The organism is Aeromonas sp. S19(2024), from assembly GCF_041402625.1.
GTDB classification, from domain to species: domain Bacteria; phylum Pseudomonadota; class Gammaproteobacteria; order Enterobacterales; family Aeromonadaceae; genus Aeromonas; species Aeromonas caviae.
Genome location: NZ_JBGLQU010000015.1, coordinates 34,545 through 58,256, shown reverse-complemented (window position 1 = coordinate 58,256; position 23,712 = coordinate 34,545). Strand labels below are relative to the sequence as shown.

Genomic DNA, 23,712 nt, shown 5'->3' with positions numbered 1-23,712 from the left:
CCGGCTTCTGCGCCGTGATGAGTCCATGTTATGCCCCATATTCAGGTTTTCAGTGAAGTGCCCGCCCGCGATGGCGAGCTCGACGCCCTGCGCCAGCGCCTTGCCGACGTGGCGTTTCCCGCTCCCTTCGCCCTGGTGCTGACCGAATCGCGGTTGGAGCTGCGCAAGCTGGACGAACCCAAGCTGGGGGCCGTCTATGTGGACTTCGTGGAAGGGGCGGTGGCCCATAGACGCAAGTTCGGTGGCGGGCGCGGCCAGTCCATCGCCAAGGCGGTGGGATTGAAGTCGGGAGCCATGCCGACCGTGGTGGATGCCACCGCCGGGCTCGGGCGCGATGCCTTCGTGCTCGCCTCCCTCGGCTGCAAGGTGACCCTGATCGAGCGCAGCCCCGTGGTGGCGGCCCTGCTCCAGGACGGTCTGACCCGGGCGGCGCAGGATCCCGAGATAGGCCCCTGGGTGCGCGAGCGGATGCAACTGCTGCAAGGCCCGGCGGTGGAGACCCTGCTGGCGCTGACCGAGCGGCCGGAGGTCATCTACCTGGATCCCATGTTCCCCCACAAGCAGAAATCGGCGCTGGTGAAGAAGGAGATGCGGGTGTTCCAGTCCCTGGTGGGGGCGGATCTCGACGCGGATGCCCTGCTGCCGGCGGCGCTCAGGATGGCTGACAAGCGGGTGGTGGTGAAGCGGCCCGACTATGCGGGCTGGCTCAACGAGCACAAGCCCAGCATGGCCATCGAGACCAAGAGCAACCGCTTCGACGTCTATGTGATGGCGGCGCTGGCAAGTTGAGTGGCGACGGGCAGGGAGTCTGAGCGTCAAACGAAGAGGGCCAACCTGATCAGGTTGGCCCTCTTGCTATTCATTGGCTGCGGGGTGGGGCGAAGTGGATCCGCTTTTCTTCCCCTTGCCAGACGAGTTCCAGGGTCCCCAGGTCCGCCAGGCTGAGGCGCTCAGCGCGCTCCAGCAGCAGATATTCCACTCCGTCGCTGGCTTCTATGGTGCGGATCCTGTCCGCCCAGGTTCGTCCATCCCGGTCGGTGATCGTGACGGGCAGTTGCCAGCTGGCGGCGATCTCCAGCCAGTCGTACAGGTCACAGCTGACGGGTTGGTAATCGGCCATGGGGTGTGCGGCTCAGGCTTCCAGCAGCCGGGTGGACCAGCCCATCTTCTGCTGGCGCTCCACCTCGAGGCGCAGCTCGCTGGCGCGCAGGTAGTGCTCGTCCAGCCACCCCTTGGGCAGGGTCAGGGTCAGGGCATCTTCATCGGCTTGCAGCATGAACCTGGGCACAGTGCCCTGGGTCCGGCGCATGCAGAGGATGAGGGAGATGCGCAGGATGCGGGCCAACCGGATCGCCTGGCGACCGGTGACGGCGCCCTGTTTCTCCAGCGGCTCCAGCTTGAATTCATCCCGCTGGTTGAACAGCAGGGCCGACAGCAGCTTCTTCTGCGCGGGGGTGAAGCCCGGCATGTCGATGTTGTCGATGATGTAGGCGGCGTGCTGCGGCGCCTTCTTGTACTCGATGCACAGACCAATTTCGTGCAGCAGGGCCGCGTAGCGCAGGATCGGGCGGCCGTAGCGCTTGGAGAGGCGCCAGGCCGGCTGCAACTGGGTGAACGCCTCGATGGCAGTGTCGCGGACCCGCTCGGCGTGCTCCTTGTCGAGCTGGTAGCGGCTGATCAGGCTGTCGGCGGTGCGATCCCGGGCATCACAGTCGTGATTGTTGCCGAGCAGGCCGTAGATGAGCCCTTCACGCAGGGCACCGCCCGCCAGGGTCATGCTCTCGATGTCGAGGGTCTCGAAGATGGCGATCAGGATGGCGAGACCGGAGGGGAACACGGTCAGCCGTTCGGCCGCCAGCCCTTCGAGCTGCAACTGATCGAGTCTGCCGCAGGCGATGGCCTGACCCATCAGCTCTTGCAACTTGGGCAGGGTGACCCGCTCGCTCTTGCCCTGAGCCAGCATGATCTCCTGCAGCGCCTGGACGGTGCCGGAGGCGCCGACGCAGGTGCGCCAGCCGAGGACACGGTAGTCCGCAGCCACTTTCTCCAGTACCGCCTTGGCGGCGGCAATGGCCTGGTTGAAGCGCGCCTCGGAGAGCTCGCCATCACCGAAGTGGTTGTTGAGCCAGGTGACGCAGCCCATGTGCAGGCTGTTGAGCAGCTTGGCTTCGCTCTGCTCGCCGATCACCAGCTCGGTGCTGGCGCCGCCGATGTCGATCACCAGCCGATTGCCTTCCCCTGCCGACGTCCAGGAGACTCCTTCATAGATGGTCTTGGCTTCTTCCTCGCCCGAGATGATCTCGATGCTGTGGTTGAGCACCCGTTCCGCTTCGCTGATGAATTCGTCGACGTTGGTGGCCAGGCGCAGGGTGGCGGTGCCCACTACCCGGATGTTGTCGGACGGGATGTCCTGCAACTGCTCGGAGAAGAGGCGCAGACAATCCCAGCCCCGCTCCATGGCGGCACGGTTGAGGCGAAAATCGGCATCGAGGCCGGCGGCGAGGCGTACCTTGCGCTTGACCTTGGTGACGGTGCGCAGGGCACCGGCGACCTCGCGCACCACCAGCATGTGAAAGCTGTTGGAGCCGAGGTCGATGGCGGCATAGAGAGGCGAGTTGTGCAACTTGGCCGATCCCTCAGTTCTTGCGGGGGGGACGACGACGGTTGTTGCTGTTGCCACCGCCCTGGCGATCCCGCATGTTGCGGTTCACCGGCTGGCGGTTGCGGAACACCCGTTTTGGCGCGGTGACGTCATCCAGCAGCGCCTCGCGGTCATACTTGCTGACCGGGATGGGGTGGTGGATGTACTCCTCGATGGCCGGCAGATTGAAGGCATAGTCTTCACAGGCCAGGCTGATGGAGTGACCGCTTTTGCCTGCGCGACCGGTACGACCGATGCGGTGGACATAGTCTTCGGCATCGTCGGGCAGGTCGTAGTTGAAGACGTGGGTCACATCGGGGATGTGCAGACCACGGGCAGCCACGTCGGTGGCGACCAGGATATCCAGGGTACCCTTGGTGAACTCTTCCAGGATCTTCATCCGCTTCTTCTGCGGCACGTCGCCGGTCAGCAGGCCGACGCGGTGGCCGTCGTTCTCCAGCCAGGCGTGAACGTCTTCACAGACGTGCTTGGTGTTGGCGAAGACGATGGCTTTCTCGGGCCACTCCTCTTCCATCAGGGAGAGCAGCAGCAACATCTTGTCTTCGTTGGAGGGGTAGAAGAGCTCCTCCTTGATCCGCACGCCGGTCATCTGTTCCGGTTCGACCTGCACATGTTCCGGGTGGTTCATGTGTTCATAGGCCAGCTCCTGCACCCGCAGGGAGAGGGTGGCGGAGAACAGCATGCTCAGACGCTCGGTGGCGGGGGGCATGCGGCGGAACAGGAAACGGATGTCCTTGATGAAGCCCAGATCGAACATGCGATCCGCTTCGTCCAGTACCACGACCTGGATGTTGCCGAGATCGATGACCTTGGACTTGAAGTAGTCGATGATGCGACCCGTGGTGCCGATCAGGATGTCGACGCCCTGTTCCAGCACGGCCAGCTGCTTGTCGTAGCCTTCGCCACCATAGGCGAGACCGAGCTTGAGCCCGGTGGAGGCGGACATGCTCTCTGCATCGTTATAGATCTGGACGGCCAGCTCCCGGGTCGGGGCCATGATGATGGCGCGGGGCTGGTTGACGAGGCGCGGCCTGGTCAGCGGATGGGTCAGCAAATAGTTGAATGTCGCCGCCAGGAAAGCCAGGGTTTTGCCGGTCCCCGTCTGGGCCTGACCGGCGAGGTCATGACCTTCAACCAGCAGGGGCAGGGACAGTGCCTGGATGGGCGTACAATAGTGAAATCCCTTTGATTCCAGACCAGCCAGAACTTCGGGTTCGAGGCCCATTTGGGCGAATTTTTCGGTCGTTAGATGTGTTTTGCTCATGGCGGTAGGTTATCAGGTTAGGCTTGCAATAATAAACAGGATCATTTCAAATAGGGCAACTATTGCCTTTGTTGAACCATCAATAAAGCCTTAATTACTGACTGGAGTTGGAGATGAGTGACAAGATTGTTCAGCTGAGCGATGCCAGCTTCGAGGCCGATGTAATCAACGCCGACAGCCCTGTTCTGGTCGATTTCTGGGCCGAATGGTGTGGACCGTGCAAGATGATTGCCCCGATCCTGAACGAAGTTGCTCAGGAATATGAAGGTCGCGTGACCGTGGCGAAATTGAACATCGATCATAACGCCGACACTCCGCCCAAGTACGGCATTCGTGGTATCCCGACCCTGCTGCTGTTCAAGAATGGTGAAGTGGCAGCGACCAAGGTCGGCGCCCTGTCCAAGACCCAACTGAAAGAGTTCCTGGACGGCAACCTGTAATAATCAAGAAGGAGCGCATTGCAATAATGCGCTCCTTGTGTTTTATCACCTAGACGCTCACCCTGATTGGTGCTAGTTTATCGCTCGTTTGCTAACCTTTTTGCCTGACTCTTTGCTTAACTACCAGCCTGGCAAGTCAAATCCGATCAGCATCAATCCAGCAGACTGTCTCCTCATTTCAATCCTTGCTTACAGACTTTCACCACTATGAATCTGACTGAACTTAAGAACACTCCTGTGTCCGAGCTGGTCCAGCTTGGCGAATCCATGGGGTTGGAAAATCTGGCTCGGGCGCACAAGAAAGACATTATCTTTGCAATCCTCAAGGCGCACGCCAAGGGCGGCGAGGATATCTTTGGCGACGGTGTGCTGGAAATCCTGACCGACGGTTTCGGTTTCCTGCGCAGTGCAGACGGCTCTTATCTCGCTGGTCCGGATGACATCTATGTCTCCCCGAGCCAGATCCGCCGCTTCAACCTGCGTACCGGCGATACCATTTCCGGCAAGATCCGGCCGCCGAAAGAGGGCGAGCGCTATTTCGCCCTGCTCAAGGTCAACGACGTCAACTACGACCGTCCGGAAAACTCCCGCAACAAGATCCTGTTTGAAAACCTCACTCCCCTGCACGCCAACGAGCGTCTGCGCATGGAGCGTGGCAACGGTTCCACCGAAGACATCACCGCCCGTGTACTGGATCTGGCATCCCCGATCGGCAAGGGCCAGCGCGGTCTCATCGTTGCACCGCCCAAGGCCGGTAAGACCATGCTGCTGCAGAACATCGCCCAGAGCATCGCCTACAACCACCCGGATTGTGAGCTGATCGTGCTGCTGATTGACGAGCGTCCGGAAGAAGTGACCGAGATGCAGCGCATGGTGAAGGGCGAAGTCATCGCCTCCACCTTCGACGAGCCGGCCTCCCGTCACGTCCAGGTCGCCGAAATGGTGATCGAGAAGGCCAAGCGTCTGGTCGAGCACAAGAAGGACGTGGTGATCCTGCTGGACTCCATCACCCGTCTGGCCCGCGCCTACAACACCGTCATCCCGTCTTCCGGCAAGGTGCTGACCGGTGGTGTGGATGCCAACGCCCTGCACCGTCCGAAGCGTTTCTTCGGTGCGGCGCGCAACGTCGAAGAGGGCGGCAGCCTGACCATCATCGCCACCGCGCTGATCGATACCGGCTCCAAGATGGATGAAGTCATCTACGAAGAGTTCAAGGGTACCGGCAACATGGAACTGCACCTCTCGCGCAAGATTGCCGAGAAGCGCGTCTACCCGGCCATCGACATCACCCGCTCCGGCACCCGCAAGGAAGAGCTGCTGACCGCACCGGACGAGCTGCAGAAGATGTGGATCCTGCGCAAGATCATTCACCCCATGGGCGAGATCGACAGCATCGAGTTCCTCATCGACAAGCTGGCTGCGACCAAGACCAACGACGAGTTCTTCGACTCCATGAAGCGTCAACAGAAGTAACAGCCTCTTCAATGACAAAACCGCGGCCCAGGTCGCGGTTTTTGTTTATCTATTTCACGGCTGGCTTAGTAGTATGAAGCCTCGATGTCACAAGGAAAGGGACGTCATGAAGCTGGTGTTGTTCATATGGATGGGGTGGTTGTGGCTGGCGGCCCCGGTGCATGCCGATTCCCCGCCGCAATTGCAGGCTCCTCTGGTGGCGGACGAGGGACTGGATGGGCATCGGGCGTACCTGGACGGCCGTATGGCGCTCGGGCAGTTTGATGCCATGGACTCGTTGCTTGAGACCCTGTCGGTGGGGCAGCGGGAGTTCCTGTTGTTCCAGTTGCTGGGTGAGCTCAAGTCATCGGGCGCACCGAGCCCGGCGCTGCTGGCCTGGGTGCGGGCACAAGCGGCCAAGGCGCCACAATGGCTGGTGGAAGGGAAGGTGGACGGTTTCCTGGTGCAGCTACCCGCCTATGACTTCCCCGCCGAGGCCCGGCTGGTGCTGAGCCACTGGCAGCAGCTGGCCTGGCAGGACAACTATCGCCAGTTGCTGGAGCAGGATCGCTTCGACTTCAAGCAGGTCTACTACAGCCGCAATCCCGAGCTGGCACAGCAGCAGCAGGCCCTGCTGGCGGTGCTCGATCGGCAGCCGGTATCCGTGCTGCGTCGGGAGGCGCAGCGGCTTGCCGCCCTCAATCTCTTCCTGCCGGACAACCAGTTGCTGCTGCACTTCATCGAACAGACCGGGGAGACGGCACTCTACCTCAAGCTGTGGCGTCAGCCAGTGGATCACGATAGCCTGACTGCACTGCACACCATTTCCCGCTTTTATTCAGGGCAGGAGGCGAGCGATCTGCTGATCGCCGCCAGCCAGAACAGCCGCCTGATGGTCCCCGCCCTGCACCAGCTCAGCCGCCTCTCCCCCTTGCCGGACGGGGCCCAGCAGTTCCTCCTGGCCGAACTCGGCAAGCACCAGTATGGCGGGCTGGTGGCCGGCCTGTTGTTGCAGATGGACGAGCCCAGGCTCCTGGGTCAATTGGCAAACCGGCTGACGCTTCAGGAGCGGCGACACGCCTCGTCCGTCATGAGGTCCGATACGGGTACACCGGATACGCCGCCAGGGTTATAATGCGGGACCACCTGATCCCGCTGGGGTACTTGCATGAAATACAAGGACTTGCGTGATTTTATCGCGCAGTTGGAACAAAACGGACAGCTCAGGCGCATCAGTCGCGAGATAGACCCCTATCTGGAGATGACCGAGATCAGCGACCGTACCCTGCGTGCGGGGGGCCCGGCTCTGCTGTTTGAGAATCCCAAGGGCTACACCATGCCGGTGTTGACCAACCTGTTCGGCACGCCGGACCGGGTTGCCATGGGCATGGGCCAGCCCAACGTCAGCGCCCTGCGCCAGGTGGGGACCTGGCTCTCCTACCTGAAAGAGCCGGAGCCGCCTCGCGGGCTCAAGGAGCTGATGGAGAAGCTGCCCATCTTCAAGCAGGTGCTCAACATGCCGACCAAGCGGCTCTCTTCGGCCCCCTGTCAGCAGATGGTGCTGGAAGGGGACGCGGTGGATCTGGATCAGATCCCCATCCAGCACTGCTGGCCCGGGGATGTGGCGCCCCTGGTCACCTGGGGGCTGACCATCACCCGCGGTCCCTACAAGAAGCGGCAGAACCTCGGCATCTATCGCCAGCAGAAGATCGGCAAGAACAAGCTGATCATGCGCTGGCTGGATCACCGGGGCGGCGCCATCGATTTTCGCGAGTGGCAGGAGGCCCACCCGGGCGAACGCTTCCCGGTGGCGGTGGCGCTGGGCGCCGATCCGGCGACCATCCTGGGCGCGGTGACGCCGGTGCCGGACAGCCTCTCCGAATACGCCTTTGCCGGTCTGCTGCGGGGCAGCCGTACCGAGGTGGTGAAGGCGCTGAGCTGCGATCTGGAAGTGCCCGCCAGCGCCGAGATCGTGCTGGAAGGCTATCTGGAGCCGGGGGAGATGGCCCCCGAAGGGCCTTACGGCGATCACACCGGCTACTACAACGAAGTGGACGAGTTCCCGGTCTTCACCATCACCCACATGACCATGCGCCGGGATGCCATCTACCACAGCACCTACACCGGCCGTCCGCCCGATGAGCCGGCGGTGCTCGGGGTGGCGCTCAACGAGGTGTTCGTGCCGCTGTTGCAGAAGCAGTTCCCCGAGATAGTGGATTTCTACCTGCCGCCGGAGGGGTGCTCCTACCGGATGGCGGTGGTGACCATCAAGAAGCGCTACCCCGGCCACGCCAAGCGGGTGATGCTGGGGGTCTGGTCCTTCCTGCGCCAGTTCATGTACACCAAGTTCGTGATCGTCTGCGATGACGACATCAACGCCCGGGACTGGAAGGACGTGATCTGGGCCATCACCACCCGGATGGACCCGGCTCGGGACACCACCCTGATCGAGCACACCCCCATCGACTACCTGGACTTCGCCTCGCCGGTCTCCGGGCTCGGCTCCAAGATGGGGCTGGATGCCACCAACAAGTGGCCGGGGGAGAGCAACCGGGAGTGGGGTCAGCCCATCGTCCAGGACGAGGCGGTAAAGCAGAAGATCGATGCCATCTGGGACGAGCTGAAGATCCTCGACTGAGGGATCCCCGATGCGGCGCGGCCATTGTGATGCAAAAGAGCGGTATTGCCGTGCCGAATTGGGTATGCTCGACGGACCTGACCACCAACTGGTCGCCATAAAAACAGTGAAACCATGAGCGAAGCGGGCCGGGCAGGCCCCTCACAAGGACAAGAATGCAACGTATCAAGTGCCGCGTAGAGGAACTGCGCGAATATGTCGACACCATCTGGCACGTGGCGCTGGCGCCGCAGCAGGAGGTGAGCTTCAAGCCGGGCCAGTATCTGCTGGTGGTGATGAGCGATTCGGACAAGCGCCCCTTCTCCATCGCCAACTCGCCGACCCGCTCCGGCGTGCTGGAGCTGCAGATCGGTGCCACTCCCGAGAATGCCTATGCCGGTCAGGTGCTGGCCCGCATGCGCGAACAGGGAGAGATCGAGGTCGAGCTGGCCGCCGGCAAGGCGTTCCTGCGCGACGAATCCCCCCGACCGCTGATCCTGATGGCGGGCGGCACCGGCTTCTCCTATGCCCGCGCCATCTTGGAATACCTGATCGGCAGCGGCAGCAAGCGTCCGGTGTTCCTCTACTGGGGGGTACGCCAGGCGCACTGGCTCTACGAGCTGGAGCAGATGCAGCAGTGGGAGCGCGACTATGCGCCGCTGACCTTCATTCCCGTGGTGCAGGAGCCCGAGAGCGACTGGACCGGTAGGACCGGGCTGGTGCACAAGGCCATCATGGATGACTTCGTCAGCCTGCATGACTACGACATCTATGTGGCGGGCCGCTTCGAGATGGCCGGTGCCGCGCGGGAAGAGTTCAAGGTACTGGGCGCCGAGCCCGAGCGCATCTTCGGCGATGCCTACGAGTTTATCTGACCACGGCCAACCGCAGAGCGTCGATCAGCCCCCTTATCGTCTTGCGAGAGAAGGGGGGATGAGAAACTCGTTGTCCCCATAAAAACGACAAACCCCAGCCTGGCTGGGGTTTGTGCTATCTACGGCGGGTCACGCCGGATCATTCGCCCTTGGCGGCGAGCTGCTGCTCGAGCTGGGCCAGCTTGGCCTCGAGGGCGGTCAGCTTCTCCCGGGTGCGCAGCAGCACCTTGGTCTGCACGTCGAACTCCTCGCGGCTCACCAGATCCAGCTTGTTGAGCTGAGCCTGCAAGACCTGACGGGTCTTTTTCTCCACCTCTTCACCCATGCTGCGAATGCCGGGGGGCAGGGCGTTGTGTATCTGTTTGGCGATCTCTTCCAGTTTTTTCGGGTCGATCATGGGGGTCTCCTTAAGCAATGGCGCCATTCTACCGACAAATCGTCCCCTTTGCCGAGATCGGGGCGGCTTTTTGCGCCATGGATCCCATTAGGCTCTGGTCGGGTCTGGTTGATGCACCCTGGCTGCTACCCTGTGACACCGGGAATCAATTCCAATTCCTTGATGGTGTACACAAAAAAATCAGATCAGATGACTGACCAGAGGCTTATTAATTGTTGCGTTGCTGTTAATATGATTCGGTCGGGTTTGAACCCTACCCCGTCAGGCTCATCATGGATAACAACATAAAAGAGATAAGGATATGAAGAAAAAGCTAATTTATGCGGCCGTCGTCAGTGCGCTGCTGAGCGGTTGTGGTGGCAGTGACGACAACACAGGCGATACCTCAAGCTATCTCGATTATCTGCTGAGCGGCTCCAATGCAGTCCGACCCAGCGCCCTGGCAGCCCGTGCGACCGACGGTACCCTGAAATTCTCCACGGAAACGGCGGATCTCTCCAATCCGGTGTCCGCCCTCTCCACCCTGGATGGCTGGTCGACTACCCAGGCGATCCAGATAGTGCCGGTGACGGCCTCCGGCATCCAGGTCAAGGCGCCGGCCGCTGCTGAATTCGCAGCCTCCGTGGCTCCCCTCTACCTGATGGAGCTGGAGTTTGACAGTGCGGCCCTGCGTCCGAGCGGCGTGAAAAAGGTGCTGACCTACGGGGTGGACTTCGTGGTGGCCGAGACGACCGGCAAGCTGAATCTGGTGCCGCTCAAGCCGCTCAACCCCTCTTCCTACTACATGATAGTGGCGACCGATACCCTCAAAGACAGCACGGGTGCCCCCCTGCGACCGGGTAGCGACTACAGCAACTACAAGACCAGCACAGGCAGCAACGCCCAGGAGCAGACCATCAGCGGCCTGATTGCGCTGCAGGAAGGGCTGTTCAAGGCTGCCACCGGCATCACTAGCGACCACGTGATCTTCTCCGACTGGTTCGGTACCCAGTCCGGCGCCGACGTGCTGGTGGCGGTGAAAGGGGCGGCCGCATCCGTGCTCAAGAGCCCGACCCTGGACGCCGCCGCTCTGTGGAAGCAGGACGCCCTGGGCAATACCAGCCTGCCTGGCACCTATACCCTGTCGGTGAGCGGCGGCAGCCCCTTCCTGACCCAGCTGGATGCCGAGAACTTCCTGCCCCAGGAGCAGAAGGATGCGATTGCCGCCGCTTTTGGTGACGGCACTCCACTCCACAATCTGGCCTTGGGTACCACCGTCTACAGCGGCACCGTCAAGCTGCCCTACTTCCTCTCCTCCCCGGCCACCGCCGGCTCCTGGGACAAGGCGAAGACCCAGTCCTGGCACGGTGCCATCCCCAGCCTCTACGCCATCGCGAACGCCCTGAAGGCCCAGGATACCGAAGTGATCGGCGGCCTGGTGGGGGCGGGTGTGGATCCGGCCCTGCTGGGCGAACTCATCGCCGATCCGAGCCGTCAGGCCGAGCTGCTGGCGGAGGCGAGCAAGTTGATCGGGGTGACCCTCACCTCCGGCGGCAAGGCGCTGGATCCCGAGATGAATATCGGGCGCTTCAACCCGCTGCCGGCATTGGAAGAGGTGCAGTCCGTCCCGATGCGGATCTTCGCCGCCGCACCGCTGGCGAACATCACCGACGTGATCATCTATCAGCACGGCGTCACCTCCGTGAAGGAGAACGCCTACGCCCTGGCCCTTGGCCAGATTGGTGCCGGTGCCCAGGCGAGCAAGAACGTGGCCGTGGTGGTGATCGATCATCCGTTGCACGGTGAACGCGGCTTCGCCCTGACCGGCAGCATGGACTCGGTGACCACCTCCGACAACCCGACCCCCTACCTGAACCTGAGCTACCTGACCGTGGCCCGCGACAACCTGAAACAGAGCGTGGCGGATCTGCTGGGCCTGCGTCTGGCGGTGGGGCTGGCCAATGCCAAGGGGGCTATCGGCACTGCTGGCAGCCTCAAGGTACACTTCCTGGGTCACTCTCTGGGTGCCATCGCGGGGGCCAACCTGCTGGCGGTGGCCAACCAGTCTGTTGGCAACCCGACGGCAGACGCCCTGTTCAAGTTCGACACTGGCGGCCTGGCCATGCCGGGTGGAGGCATAGCGCCGCTGTTGCTGAACTCGCCGACTTTCGGCCCGACCATCCAGATGAGCGTGCTGACCGCTGGCAGTGCGGCCCTGAAGGCAGCCTTCACCGCCTACGCCCCGAACTGCAAGACGGCGGTGCCGACCTGCTTCGTCAACGAGTTCCTGCCGAGCCAGGATGCGGCCACCCAGGCCACGGCGGCCAGCACCCTGCAGAGCTACAGCTTCGCGGCGCAGTCGGTGCTGGATTCGGCAGACCCCATCAACCTGGGGAGCGGCATCGCGGCGGACTTCCCGCTGTTTGCCACCGAAATCGTCGGCGACGGCGCCCTGAGCCTGTCGGATCGGGTGATCCCGAACAGCATCGCCACCGCCCCGCTGGGTGGCACCGAGCCGCTGTTCAAGGTCCTGGCCCTGCAACCGCTGACCGCCACCGGCGCCGCCAACCACAGAGCGGCCCGCTTCGTGGCCGGGGGGCACAGCTCGCTGCTGGCACCTGACGAGAACTTCGATCCGACCGGCGCCGTCACCACCGAGATGCAGACCCAGTTCGGCAGCTTCTTCGCAAGCGGCGGTACCGCGGTCAAGGTGACCGACGGCAGCCTGCTCAAGCAGTAAGCCGGCCGACCAATAAAAACGCCGCCCCTTGGGGCGGCGTTTTTTTATGGCAAATCGGCTCAGGCTGGCCTGTGGTGCCTGTCCAGCCAGCCTTGGGCAAGGCCGACCAGCAGACCCGCCAGGTGAGCCATGTTGGTGGTCGCTTTGGTTGCCGAGCCGTTGCCGGCAACCAGGCCTCACCCCGGCCTGTGGTGCCTGTCCAGCCAGCCTTGGGCAAGGCCGACCAGCAGGCCCGCCAGGTGAGCCATGTTGGTGGTCGCTTTGGTTGCCGAGCAATTGCCGACAACCAGGCCTCACCCCGGCCTGTGGTGTCTGTCCAGCCAGCCCTGGGCAAGGCCGACCAGCAGGCCGACCAAATGGGCCATGTTGGCGGTGGGGGTGCCGAGCATGTCCAGGAAGCCGAGCACCAGCCAGACCAGCATGAAGCCCATCAGGGCTGGCGGCATGGCGAGGCCGCAATCCGGTTGAAGCCTGGTTCGCAGCCAGCTGTAGCCGAGCAGGGCATAGACCACCCCGGAGAGGCCGCCAAAGCGCGGGCCGCTGGCAAAGAACTCGGCGATATTGGGCAGGGCAGCCCCGACGATAAGCAGGATGAACAGCTTGCCGCTGCCAAGACGCTGCTCGATCTGACCACCGAGATACCACCACCACAACAGGTTGAACACCAGGTGCAGCACCGAGAAGTGGATGAAGGCCGGAGTGACGTAGCGCCAGGCCTGCCAGTCGGTGAACTGGGCCAGGGTGGGGTGGAAGGCGAGCTCGTCGAAGATGGGCAGGCCGATGGCATCCAGAGCGTAGATGGCCAGGCAGGCGATGATGACCACCAGGGTCAGAGGGCCCGCCTGGTGGAGGAAATCGGTGACCGGATCCGTCATCCCCTTGCTGTAGTCGATCCGGGCATCGGCATGGCCGGATTGCCAGGAGGCCTCCATGTAGCGGGGGTGATTGGGTTCGCTCAGGAAGCGTTTGACCTCCTGCTGGGCCTGGGCGAGGCGCCGTTCGTCCGCCAGCCAGACCGAGACGCCGAGCTCGGACTGGGTCAGCTCGCACGGAATGCCCAGGGTAGCGAGATAATCCACCAGCGCCTGGGCCATGCGGGCGTCGCCCAGCACCAGCAGCTGGATCATGCCGGTCGAAGAGGAGCGACCCGCCTCTGTCATGCGTCCCCCGCCTGGATGGGGAACTCCCTGCGCCAGGCCTCGAAACCGCCATCTAGGCTATAGACCTCGTCATAGCCTTGTTGCAGCAGGTACTGGGCCGCCCCCTGGCTGCTGTTGCCGTGATAGCACATCACGATGACAGGGGTATCGAAGTCCACCTCGTTCATAAAGCGAGCCAGGGTGCCGTTGGTGAGGTGGAAGGCGCCGACCGCGTGGGCCGTCTCGAAGGATTGGGGATCGCGAATGTCCACGAGACGGGCTTCGCCTGCGCTCAGCTTCTGGTGGGCATCATGGGCGCTGATATGGGCAAACTGGTCCATTGAGATGTCCTGAAAATGGAGGGTTGAAGGGCAGTTTACCGCAAGCGGCGGTTTGCGCTAAGTGTGCAATGGGGGCGGCATCCAGGGGATCGCAATTTTCTTCAATATCGGGCCGCCCGGGCCGGGTAGGCTCGGACTTCCCTCAATTGAACGAGCATCATCCATGGAATTCAGTCTGCTGTTATCCATGGCCGGGTTTGCCCTGGCCATGTCCATCTCCCCGGGGCCGGTCAATCTGGTCGCCCTTGGCACCGGCGCCCGGTACGGTTTCACGGCCAGCCTGCGCCACGTGGTGGGGGCCACCCTCGGCTTCATCCTACTGCTCCTGCTGATGGGGCTGGGTCTTGGCGGCGCCCTGTCCCGCTGGCCTGTGGCGCTGGGGGCCATTCACTGGGGCGGCGTGCTCTTTCTCGGCTGGATGGCCTGGCAGTTGCTGGTGGACAGCGGCGAGGTGGAGGAAGTGGAGGGCGTACCCCCCGCTTTCTGGTACGGGGCCTTGATGCAGTGGCTCAATCCCAAGGCCTGGCTCGCCGCCAGCATGGGGATGGGAGCCTATGGGATCGCGGGCGGCATGAGCCAGATCGCCCTCTTTACCGGCATCTATCTGGTGATCTGCCTCGGCTCCATCGCCTGCTGGGCCTATGCGGGCAGCCGATTGCAGGGGTGGCTGGTCTCTCCTCGCCGATTGCGCTGGTTCAATCGGGCCATGGCGCTCTTGCTGCTGCTCAGCGCCGCCTATCTGGTGCGCTCGTCCTGAGGGACGAGCTGCGCTCTGTACTGGCCCGGGGTGGCTGCCACCCGGCGTTTGAACTGGCGCTGGAAGTGGGCCTGATCGGCAAAACCGCTGGCAAGGGCCACTTCCGCCAGGGGCTGCCCCTGGCGCAGCAGGGTGCGGGCGTGGCGAATGCGCTGATCGAGCAGGTAGGCGTGGGGCGTCATGCCGTAATGGCGGCTGAAGGCGCGCACGAAGTGGGAAGGGGTAAGCCCGGCCACCGCACTCAGCTGTGCCAGGGTGAGGGCGCAGGCACTCTCGTCCTGCATCAGCTCGGCGGCTCGCTGCAGGTGCCGGGGAGGGCGGTCATCCCACTTGGCCGGGGTGAGCCTGGCCAGAAGCTGGCGGCTGAAGAGGTGGCAGGCCACTTCGCGAGCCAGGGGATCCGGCTCCGCCACCAGTTGCCGATGAAGCCGGCAGAGCCCCTGGTAGAGCAGGGGATCCCGGCTTGCGGTCATGTCGAAGGGGCGAAACGCGTTGCCGAGCCCGGCCTCCTCCTGCTGGCGCTGCAACCAGAGGTTGTCGATGTAGAACATCAGATAGGACCAGGGCTGGTCCGCGACGGGATTGCAGGCGTGCACCTCTTCCGGGTTCATCAGCACCAGGCTGCCGCGGCCGACCTCTTGCAGGCTGCGCTGGTTGAGGTAGTGGCTGTGGCCGCCGGTGATGGCGCCGATGGAGAAGTGGGGGTGGCTGTGCTTGTCATAGCAGACGCGCCGGCCATCCTGCACCGCCCGCGCCTCGATGAAGGGCAGGGCGGGATCGTGCCAGAAGTGGTGCTGATCCTGCGTCGCCCGCGTACGGCTCACAATGTGCTCCTCGGCGGGGGGCTGTTCCCCTGCCTGGCTCGGGGAGCGCGGCAGGGGAAGGGTGAGGATGGTTGCTGCATCCTCAGCCGCCGAGATAGGCCTGGCGGACGGCGGGGTTGGCCAGCAGGGCCTCTCCCGTGTCTTGCAGCACCACCCGGCCGTTCTCCAGCACATAGCCGCGATCCGCCAGCTTGAGCGCCTGGTTCGCGTTCTGCTCCACCAGGAAGATGGTCATCCCCTTCTGGCGCAGTTGCTCTATGGTGTCGAAGATCTGCTGGATGACGATGGGCGCCAATCCGAGGGAGGGTTCATCCAGCAGCAGCAGGCGCGGCTTGCTCATCAGGGCGCGGCCGATGGCCAGCATCTGTTGCTCGCCGCCGGACATGGTGCCTGCCCGCTGCTCCAGCCGCTCGTGCAGGCGGGGGAACAGGGTAAAAATCTGATCCAGCAGGCCGCGCTGCTCCGCCTTGTCGACGAAGAAGGCCCCCATCAGCAGGTTCTCCTCCACCGTGAGGCGGGCGAAGATGCGGCGCCCCTCCGGCACCACGGCGATGTCCTTGCGCATGATGCGGGCGGTGGTGAGAGAGTCTATCTGCTCCCCCTCGAACCAGATGGAACCGCTGCTGGGCTTGGGCTCGCCACACAGGGTCATCAGCAGAGTGGTCTTGCCGGCGCCGTTGGCGCCGATCAGGGTGACGATTTCCCCCTCTTTTACCTCGACGCTGACGTCGTGCAGCGCCTGAATTTTGCCGTAGTGGGTCGATACGTTGCGAAGTTCTAACATCTTTTTGTCCTTACGACTCGCCCAGATAGGCCTTGATCACCGCCGGATTGCTGCGGATTTCATCCGGTTTGCCGTGGGCCAGCGGGGTGCCCTGGTTGACCACGAAGATGCGGTTGGAGATCTCCATCACCAGCTTCATGTCGTGCTCGATCAGCAGCACCGAGACCCCGAACTCGTCCCTCAGGTTGGAGATGAGCTCGTTGAGCTCGTCGGTCTCCTTGGGGTTGAGGCCTGCGGCCGGTTCATCCAGCATCAGCAGCTCGGGCCGGGTCGCCATGCAGCGGGCGATCTCGAGGCGGCGCTGCTGGCCGTAAGCCAGGTTGCCCGCGGCGCGGTTGGCGAGATCCTTGAGGCCCACCTTTTCCAGCCAGAAGGCGGACTGCTCCAGCCCCTCTTTCTCGGCGCGGCGGAAGGAGGGGGTCTTGAACAGGCCGGCGATGAAGCCGGTATTGAGATGCCTGTGCTGGGCCACCAGCAGGTTTTCCACCGCCGTCATCTCCTTGAACAGGCGCACGTGCTGGAAAGTCCGCACTATGCCCTTGCGGGCGATGAGGTGGCCGGGCAACCCCTGGATCTCCTCACCCTTGTAGCGAATGACACCGCCACTCGGGCGATAGAAGCCGGTCAGGCAGTTGAAGATGGTGGTCTTGCCCGCCCCGTTGGGGCCGATGATGGAGATCACCTCCCCCTTTTCCACATCCAGCTTGACGCCGTTGACCGCGAGCAGGCCGCCAAAGCGCATCGACAGATCTGAGACATCCAACAATGGTTGATTGTTGCTCATTTACGCAGCTCCATATGGGGTCGACTCATGGGCAGCAGTCCCTGCGGCCGCCAGATCATCATGAATACCATCAAGAGACCGAACATCAGCATGCGATATTCGTTGAACTCGCGGGCGAGCTCCGGCAGCACCGTCATCACGATGGCCGCCAGCACCACCCCGATCTGGGATCCCATGCCTCCAAGCACCACAATCGCAAGAACGATGGCCGACTCGATGAAGACGAAGGATTCGGGGCTGATGAAGCCCTGGCGCGAGGCGAAGAAGCTGCCGGCAAAGCCCGCGAAGCAGGCGCCTATGGTGAAGGCGGTCAGCTTGATGATGGTGGGGTTGAGCCCCAGGGACTTGCAGGCGATCTCGTCTTCCCGCAGCGCCTCCCAGGCACGGCCGAGCGGCATGCGCAGCAGGCGGTTGATGACGAACAGGGTCGCCACTACCAGCACCAGGGCCATCAGGTAGAGGAAGATCACCTTGTGGTTGGCGTTGTAGGCGATGCCGAAGAAGTCGTGGAAGGTGCCAAAGCCCCCATCCTTGACGGTGCGGTTGAACTCGAGCCCCCCCAGGGTCGGTTTCGGAATGCCGGAGATCCCGTTCGGACCGCCGGTCAGGGTGGTCATGTTGTTGAGCAGGATGCGGATGATCTCGCCAAAGCCCAGGGTGACGATGGCCAGGTAGTCCCCCCGCAGCCGCAGCACCGGGAACCCGAGCAGGAAGCCGAAGGTGGCCGCCAGCAGACCGGCGATGGGCAGACACTCCCAGAAGCTCAGACCGAAGTAGGTGTTGAGCAGGGCGTAGCTGTAGGCGCCGACCGCATAGAAGCCGACATAGCCGAGGTCGAGCAGACCGGCGAGGCCCACCACCACGTTCAGTCCCAGCCCCAGCATGATGTAAATCAGGGTGAGGGTGGCCAGATCGATGGCGCCGCGAGAGGCCATGAAGGGCCAGCTCACCGCAAACAGCAGCACCAGCACGGCGGTGAGGTTATAGAGCTTGGGGGCCTCTTCGGGGCTTGGCAGCACCAACTTGGTGAAGCCGACGGAGAAGCCGCTGATGGAGGCCTGGAACAGCCGGCTTATCTGGCCGCGCAGCATCTGGAACCAGAAGACGATGGTGGCGCCCCCCAGCAGCCAGGCCAGCGACACATCGAGGCGGCTCACCACCAGCAGGCGGGAGCCATCGGTCTCCAGCTTGAAGCCGAGCAGCCAGAAGGAGAGCACCAGCAGCACCAGGCTGGCGATGCAGGCATGGATAAATTGACGTTTCATCAGACTTTCTCCACTTCCGGACGGCCGAGAATGCCAGTGATGGTCATGAACAGCAGCACGAGGGCATGCATAGATTGGTTTTTCATACCTTCTCGACCTCCGGACGACCCAGGATGCCGGTGGGCATGAAGAGCAGCACAAAGATAAGCAGGGCAAAGGCCATCACATCCTTGTATTCGGTGCTGAGGTAACCGGCGGTGAGCGCTTCCACCACGCCGAGCAGCAGGCCGCCCAGCACGGCGCCGGGAATGCTGCCAATGCCGCCCAATACCGCGGCGGTGAAGGCCTTCAAGCCCGCCATGAAGCCGAGATAGGGGTTGATGACACCGTAGTACATGCCGAGCAGCACCCCCGCGACGGCGGCCAGGGCGGCCCCCAGCACGAAGGTGATGGAGATGACCACGTGGGTGTCTATCCCTAACAGGTTGGCCATCTTGATGTCTTCGGAACAGGCACGGCAGGCGCGCCCCATGCGGGAGCGGCCGATGAACTGGGTCAACGCCAGCATGGTGACGAAGGTCACCACGAAGATGATGAGCTGCATGTAGGAGAGGCTGGCCTGGAAGCCATCCTCGCCGCCGAGGGTCCAGCCCCCGGAGATCAGAGTGGGCATGGCGATGTCACGCGAGCCCTGGGCCATCCGCATCATGTTCTGCAGGAAGATCGACATGCCGATGGCGGAGATGAGGGGGATCAGGCGGTTGCCGCCCCGCAGTGGACGATAGGCCACCCGTTCTATGGACCAGCCATAGCTGCCGGTGATGATGATGCTGACCAGGAAGGCTCCCCCCAGCAGCAGCACGGTGCTGTCGATGCCCATCATCATGAGCCCGGCCATCACCATGAAGGCGACATAGGAGCCGATCATGTAGACCTCGCCGTGGGCGAAGTTGATCATGCCGATGATGCCGTAGACCATGGTGTAGCCGATGGCGATCAACGCATAGGTGCTGCCTATGGTCAATCCGTTCAGCAACTGCTGAACCAGATAAAGAAGGTGTTCGGACATACCGCGTTCCCTGTGTACTTGCCCGCAAAGAAAGGAGGGGTGACTCACGTCACCCCGACCGGCAGATTATTTGAGTTGAGTGGAGGTACCGTCGGCGTGCCACTGGAACACACCGAATTCGAAGCCTTTCAGGTCACCGTTCGGCGCCCAGGTCAGGGGGCCCATCACGGTGTCGATCGGTGCGGCCTTGATGGCGGCAGCGACGGCAGCCGGATCATCCTCGCCCGCCTTGGCGATACCGGCCGCCAGGGCCTGCATGGCGGCGTAGGTGGTCCAGACGAACGGACCGGAGGAGTCCTGACCCTTGGCCTTGAACGCTTCTACGATGGGGGCGTTGGCCGGCACCAGGTCATATTTGTTCGGCAGGGTCACCAGCAGGCCTTCGGAAGCCGGGCCGCCGATGGCGGAGATGTCCTTGTTGCCCACGCCTTCCGGACCCATGAACTTGGCCTTCAGACCCTTCTCGCCAGCCTGGCGCAGGATCAGACCCAGCTCGGGGTGGTAGCCGCCGTAGTAGACGAAGTCGACGTTCTCTTTTTGCAGCTTGGCGATCAGGGCGGAGAAGTCTTTGTCGCCGGCGGTGATGCCCTCATAGGCAACGACCTTGACGCCAGCCTTGTCCAGTGCGGCTTTCACGCTGGAGGCGATGCCTTCACCGTACTGTTTCTTGTCGTGGATGACGGCCACGCGCTGGGGTTTGACCTGCTCGATGATGTACTTGGCGGCGGTCGGGCCCTGGTCGCTGTCCAGACCGATGGTACGCAGGGTCAGCTGGTAACCGCGCTCGGTGATCTTGGGGTTGGTGGAGGCGGGGGTGACCATCAGGACCCCTTCATCTTCATAGATGTCGGAGGCGGGCAGGGTGTTGTCGGAGCAGAGGTGGCCGACCACGAACTTGACGCCGTCGTTGATCACCTTGTTGGCGATGGCCACGGCCTGCTTGGGATCGCAGGCATCGTCATAGATGACGGCTTCGATCTGCTTGCCCTTGATGCCGCCCGCCTTGTTGATCTGCTCGACCGCCATCTTGCCGCCGGTGAACTGCATGTCACCGTACTGGGCGACCGGGCCGGTCAGGGGGCCGGCGATGCCGATCTTGATGGTGTCGGCCGCATTGGCCATGGAAACTGATCCAAACAGAGCCAAAGAAACCGCTGCTCTGACTGCCATTTTGCTGAAGTTATGCATTGATTCGTCCCTTAATCAGTGAATTGTTTCATTTTATGCACGTCATTCCGAGCCTGTGTCCCGCCAGCCCGGCGATAGATAAGGTTCTATCATTCCTCGCCGGGCAATAACAAGATGTTAAAGATACTAACCGGAGCAGGCGCAAGAGGGGTTTTGTGAAACTAACGCGCAGTTTATTGCTGTTTATCGGAGTTTAATGTTGTAAAGGTGGTGCAACATACAGATAACAAATTGTCATGGTGACAATTTCCAGAGTAAAAAACTGACGATATTTCATTCTGCGTTCGCTCTCATTTTGACCAAAATCCGTTTGCGCAAAAAGAAATGACCGCATAGATTAGCCAGCATTGATAATTCACTGGCAGCGCCCGTTAAAACCAAGCCTTTATTCGGGAAATCTGCTACTGTTCCGCCTTTGTTATTCAGGAGACAGAGATGGCAACTATCAAGGATGTCGCCTCGCGCGCAGGCGTATCCATCTCCACCGTCTCACATGTACTCAATCACACCCGTCGGGTCAGCGAAGACGCAACCCAGAAAGTGCTTGAGGCGGTGGCAGAGCTGAACTACGCGCCCAACTCGGTGGCGCGCAGTCTCAAGATCAATTCGACCAAGACCATTGGCATGCTGGTGACCACCAGTGCCAACCCCTTCTTCGCGGAAGTGGTACAGGGGGTGGAAGCCTACTGCTTCGAGCAGGGTTACAGCCTGATCCTGTGCAACACCGAGAACCAGCCGCCCCGCCAGCAGCACTATCTGCGCATGCTGATGGAGAAGCGGGTCGACGGTCTGCTGGTGCTGGGGACCGATATCGACACCCAGTTCAGGGACATGCTGCGTATCCACAAAAACGTGCCGCAAGTGGTGCTGGACTGGGGCAACGAGTGCGATTTCGCCAACGTGATCAACGACAACGCCCGCATCGGCGCGCGTCTGGCGGTGCGCCATCTGCTGGAGCAGGGCCACACCAACATCGTCTGCATCACCGGCCATCTCGCCAAGCCGACTACCCAGCAACGGCTGGACGGGGTGCGCGATGCCCTGGCTGAACAGGGGATGACCCTGAAAGAAGAGCAGATCTTCGAAGGGGACTACGAGAGCCAGAGCGGCTTCGATGCCATGCAGCGCATCCTGGCCCTCACCCCTCGCCCGACCGCGGTCTTTGCCTTCGACGATCCCATGGCCATCGGTGCCATCTGCGCCGCCTGGGAGGCCGGGGTCAAGGTGCCGGACGATATCTCCATGATCGGCTATGACGACGTGGAGATGGCGCGCTTCTCCAGCCCGCCGCTCACCACCATCCGCCACCCCAAGGCCGAGCTCGGCCTGCTGGCGGTGCAGCAACTGGTGAGCCGGATCCGCAACAAGGAGCTGGAAGTGGAGTCCATGACGGTGCAGCCCGAGCTCATCGTCCGTCGCTCGGTCAAGTCCCTGCGCTGACGGCGCCACGGGTGCCATGAACAAGAAACCCCCTCGCCAGCGAGGGGGTTTCTGTTTTTGGGCCCCTCTCGTATCTGGGGCGTCAGGCCTTGAGGCCGAGCCGCCTGGCGAGGCGGTGCAGGTTGCCGCCGTCCAGATCCAGCGCCCGGGCTGTTGCTGCCCAGTTGCCGTCATGGGCCGTCAGGGTCTGCTCGATGAGCTGGCGCTGGAACAGATCGGTGGCGGCGCGAAGGCCGAGGCCGGCAATGGCCGGGGAGGCGGGCTGGCTGACGGTGTCGGCGGGCAGGGATGAGCCCGTCGGCCCCAGGTTGAAGTGGTGGGGTTCCAGGGTCGGCGAGGGGCTGCCCTGTTCGGCCCTGGCCAGCACGGCGGCGCGGTGGATGGCGTGCTCCAGCTCCCGCACGTTGCCGGGCCAGTCGTGGCGCTCGAGCAGTTGCAGCGCTTGTGGCTGGATACGCAACTGCTCCAGCCCCAGGCCGAGCCGGCAGCGTTCGCAAAAGTAACCGGCCAGCAGGGGAATGTCGCCCGGACGTTCCCGCAGTGCCGGGGCGTGGATCGGGAACACGCTCAGCCGGTGGTAGAGGTCGGCCCGAAACTGCCCCTCGACCACCGCCTGTTTCAGCTCCCGGTTGGTGGCCGCCAGGATGCGCACATTCACCTTGAGCGGGGTGTCGTCACCGATCCGCTGCAGATCGCCGTACTGCAGCACCCGCAGCAGCTTGGCCTGCAGCGCTAGGGAGAGCTCGCCGATCTCGTCGAGGAACAGGGTGCCACGATCCGCCAGCTCGAACTTGCCCGCCCGATTGTGGATGGCGCCGGTGAAGGCCCCCTTCACGTGGCCGAACAGCTCGCTCTCGGCCACGGATTCGGGCAGGGCGGCGCAGTTGAGGTAGACCAGGGGGGCATGGGCGCGGGGTGAGCCGCCATGCACCGCCTTGGCGATCAGCTCCTTGCCGACCCCCGTCTCCCCCAAAATCAGCACGTTCAGCTCGGAACTTGCCACCACGTCTATCTCGTGGCGCAACCGGGCCATGGCGGGGGAGTGGCCTATCATCTCCGGCTGCTCAGGGCCTGGCCGGGTGCCGGGGACCAGGGGCTCGCTGCTCTGGCGGGCGAGCCGCTCCAGCAGCAGGGCGTTGTCGAGGGCGGCGGCGGCCAGAGCCCCCACCAGCCGCAGCTCCTCGTCGCTGATGCCGTCGAACTGGGTCGGGTTCATGCCGTCTATGGTCAGGGCGCCGATCAGCGCCTGATCCGAGAAGAGCGGCAGGCCGACGCAGGCGTGTACCTTGAAGTCGTCGTGATCCGGCAGCAGGCCGTCATAGGGGTCGGGCAGGGCGCTGTCGGCAGGGAAGCGCACCACATCCCCGGCGCGGGCGATGGCCTCGAGGCGCGGGTGATCCTTGAGGGCGAAGCGGCGCCCCAGCACGTCCTGCATCAGGCCGTCGATGGCCAGCGGGGTGAACTGGCCCCCCTCGTAGCGCAGCAGGGCCGAGGCATCCGAGTTCAGCAGGCTGCGCACGCTCTGGATCAGGCGGTGGAAGCGGTCCTGATGGGAGATGCCGAGTTGCAGGTCGAGGGCGATGCGCGCCAGGCTGTCGGTCGAGATCACGATAATTGTCCAAATGACAGTGTGTTTGTGATTTTGACTATAACGTTGTGATGTCATAATGACAATTCTTGATATTCGAAACCATTAAAAACAACGAGTTACATGTTGGCACGTCCGCTGCAATAGCTGGTTCAGTTGAACATCCA

22 protein-coding genes are annotated in these 23,712 nt (G+C 62.8%); 9 read left to right on the top strand and 13 right to left on the bottom strand.

Annotated features, from left to right (window positions below; genetic code table 11):
• Positions 1-30 precede the first annotated feature (30 nt).
• A complete protein-coding gene (locus ACB037_RS19740) occupies positions 31-789 on the top strand; it encodes a class I SAM-dependent methyltransferase (protein WP_202605911.1) in 759 nt (252 codons plus the stop codon).
• Between the two features lie 70 nt (positions 790-859).
• Here the strand turns inward: ACB037_RS19740 and ACB037_RS19735 are convergent, their stop codons facing one another.
• From ACB037_RS19735 to rhlB, 3 genes are read right to left on the bottom strand one after another with little or no spacing between them, the layout of a single operon-like run.
• Positions 860-1,120, bottom strand: a complete 261-nt coding sequence (locus ACB037_RS19735) for a Rho-binding antiterminator (protein WP_045522598.1) — start codon at positions 1,118-1,120, stop codon at positions 860-862.
• Positions 1,121-1,132: 12 nt separating this feature from the next.
• On the bottom strand, positions 1,133-2,623 hold the full coding sequence (gene gppA / locus ACB037_RS19730) for a guanosine-5'-triphosphate,3'-diphosphate diphosphatase (protein WP_049636360.1): 1,491 nt from the start codon (positions 2,621-2,623) through the stop codon (positions 1,133-1,135).
• A gap of 13 nt (positions 2,624-2,636) precedes the next feature.
• Positions 2,637-3,926 (bottom strand): ATP-dependent RNA helicase RhlB, encoded by a 1,290-nt coding sequence (gene rhlB / locus ACB037_RS19725; RefSeq protein WP_042879063.1) that lies wholly within the window; start codon positions 3,924-3,926, stop codon positions 2,637-2,639.
• A gap of 113 nt (positions 3,927-4,039) precedes the next feature.
• Between rhlB and trxA the strand changes: the two genes are divergently transcribed.
• The 5 genes from trxA to fre all read left to right on the top strand — a co-directional run bounded on the left by trxA (position 4,040) and on the right by fre (position 9,310).
• Complete coding sequence (gene trxA, locus ACB037_RS19720; protein WP_010672369.1) at positions 4,040-4,366, top strand: thioredoxin TrxA; 327 nt, start codon at positions 4,040-4,042, stop codon at positions 4,364-4,366.
• A 207-nt stretch (positions 4,367-4,573) separates the two neighbouring features.
• Entirely contained in the window at positions 4,574-5,839 is a 1,266-nt protein-coding gene (rho, locus tag ACB037_RS19715; RefSeq protein ID WP_010672370.1) for a transcription termination factor Rho, read from the top strand.
• A gap of 106 nt (positions 5,840-5,945) precedes the next feature.
• Entirely contained in the window at positions 5,946-6,953 is a 1,008-nt protein-coding gene (locus tag ACB037_RS19710) for a hypothetical protein (protein ID WP_128343240.1), read from the top strand.
• Positions 6,954-6,986: 33 nt separating this feature from the next.
• On the top strand, positions 6,987-8,456 hold the full coding sequence (gene ubiD, locus ACB037_RS19705; RefSeq protein ID WP_371175796.1) for a 4-hydroxy-3-polyprenylbenzoate decarboxylase: 1,470 nt from the start codon (positions 6,987-6,989) through the stop codon (positions 8,454-8,456).
• A 155-nt stretch (positions 8,457-8,611) separates the two neighbouring features.
• The gene (fre, locus tag ACB037_RS19700; RefSeq protein ID WP_010672373.1) at positions 8,612-9,310 is read left to right on the top strand and encodes an NAD(P)H-flavin reductase; all 699 of its coding nucleotides are present in this window, start codon (positions 8,612-8,614) and stop codon (positions 9,308-9,310) included.
• Between the two features lie 139 nt (positions 9,311-9,449).
• Here the strand turns inward: fre and ACB037_RS19695 are convergent, their stop codons facing one another.
• On the bottom strand, positions 9,450-9,707 hold the full coding sequence (locus ACB037_RS19695; protein WP_010672374.1) for an accessory factor UbiK family protein: 258 nt from the start codon (positions 9,705-9,707) through the stop codon (positions 9,450-9,452).
• A 301-nt stretch (positions 9,708-10,008) separates the two neighbouring features.
• Between ACB037_RS19695 and ACB037_RS19690 the strand changes: the two genes are divergently transcribed.
• Positions 10,009-12,426: a VolA/Pla-1 family phospholipase gene (locus tag ACB037_RS19690; protein WP_045522594.1), complete on the top strand. Its 2,418-nt coding sequence runs from the start codon at positions 10,009-10,011 to the stop codon at positions 12,424-12,426.
• A 293-nt stretch (positions 12,427-12,719) separates the two neighbouring features.
• On the opposite strand, the gene glpG is transcribed toward ACB037_RS19690, so the two are convergent.
• Together glpG and glpE are read right to left on the bottom strand one after the other, a co-directional pair.
• Entirely contained in the window at positions 12,720-13,553 is an 834-nt protein-coding gene (gene glpG / locus ACB037_RS19685; RefSeq protein ID WP_049636383.1) for a rhomboid family intramembrane serine protease GlpG, read from the bottom strand.
• 29 nt (positions 13,554-13,582) lie between these two features.
• Positions 13,583-13,906 (bottom strand): thiosulfate sulfurtransferase GlpE, encoded by a 324-nt coding sequence (gene glpE, locus ACB037_RS19680; RefSeq protein ID WP_371175795.1) that lies wholly within the window; start codon positions 13,904-13,906, stop codon positions 13,583-13,585.
• A gap of 163 nt (positions 13,907-14,069) precedes the next feature.
• On the opposite strand from glpE, the gene ACB037_RS19675 reads away from it, so the two are divergent.
• Complete coding sequence (locus ACB037_RS19675) at positions 14,070-14,663, top strand: LysE family translocator (protein ID WP_010672378.1); 594 nt, start codon at positions 14,070-14,072, stop codon at positions 14,661-14,663.
• On the opposite strand, the gene ACB037_RS19670 is transcribed toward ACB037_RS19675, so the two are convergent.
• From ACB037_RS19670 to ACB037_RS19645, 6 genes are all read right to left on the bottom strand, one after another.
• A complete protein-coding gene (locus ACB037_RS19670; RefSeq protein ID WP_371175794.1) occupies positions 14,642-15,487 on the bottom strand; it encodes an AraC family transcriptional regulator in 846 nt (281 codons plus the stop codon). The two genes, ACB037_RS19675 and ACB037_RS19670, sit on opposite strands and share 22 nt — an antisense overlap.
• Before the next feature lie 82 nt (positions 15,488-15,569).
• Positions 15,570-16,271: an ABC transporter ATP-binding protein gene (locus ACB037_RS19665; RefSeq protein ID WP_010672380.1), complete on the bottom strand. Its 702-nt coding sequence runs from the start codon at positions 16,269-16,271 to the stop codon at positions 15,570-15,572.
• A gap of 10 nt (positions 16,272-16,281) precedes the next feature.
• Positions 16,282-17,055 (bottom strand): high-affinity branched-chain amino acid ABC transporter ATP-binding protein LivG, encoded by a 774-nt coding sequence (gene livG / locus ACB037_RS19660; RefSeq protein ID WP_010672381.1) that lies wholly within the window; start codon positions 17,053-17,055, stop codon positions 16,282-16,284.
• On the bottom strand, positions 17,052-18,320 hold the full coding sequence (locus ACB037_RS19655) for a high-affinity branched-chain amino acid ABC transporter permease LivM (protein ID WP_039041002.1): 1,269 nt from the start codon (positions 18,318-18,320) through the stop codon (positions 17,052-17,054). Before ACB037_RS19655 ends, livG begins: the two co-directional genes overlap by 4 nt.
• Positions 18,321-18,402: 82 nt before the next feature.
• Positions 18,403-19,329: a high-affinity branched-chain amino acid ABC transporter permease LivH gene (gene livH, locus ACB037_RS19650; protein WP_010672383.1), complete on the bottom strand. Its 927-nt coding sequence runs from the start codon at positions 19,327-19,329 to the stop codon at positions 18,403-18,405.
• 66 nt (positions 19,330-19,395) lie between these two features.
• Positions 19,396-20,517: a branched-chain amino acid ABC transporter substrate-binding protein gene (locus ACB037_RS19645; protein WP_039041003.1), complete on the bottom strand. Its 1,122-nt coding sequence runs from the start codon at positions 20,515-20,517 to the stop codon at positions 19,396-19,398.
• A 435-nt stretch (positions 20,518-20,952) separates the two neighbouring features.
• On the opposite strand from ACB037_RS19645, the gene ACB037_RS19640 reads away from it, so the two are divergent.
• Positions 20,953-21,957 (top strand): substrate-binding domain-containing protein, encoded by a 1,005-nt coding sequence (locus tag ACB037_RS19640; protein ID WP_010672385.1) that lies wholly within the window; start codon positions 20,953-20,955, stop codon positions 21,955-21,957.
• 82 nt (positions 21,958-22,039) lie between these two features.
• Here the strand turns inward: ACB037_RS19640 and norR are convergent, their stop codons facing one another.
• Positions 22,040-23,566, bottom strand: a complete 1,527-nt coding sequence (gene norR, locus ACB037_RS19635; protein WP_371175793.1) for a nitric oxide reductase transcriptional regulator NorR — start codon at positions 23,564-23,566, stop codon at positions 22,040-22,042.
• Positions 23,567-23,712: the final 146 nt, after the last annotated feature.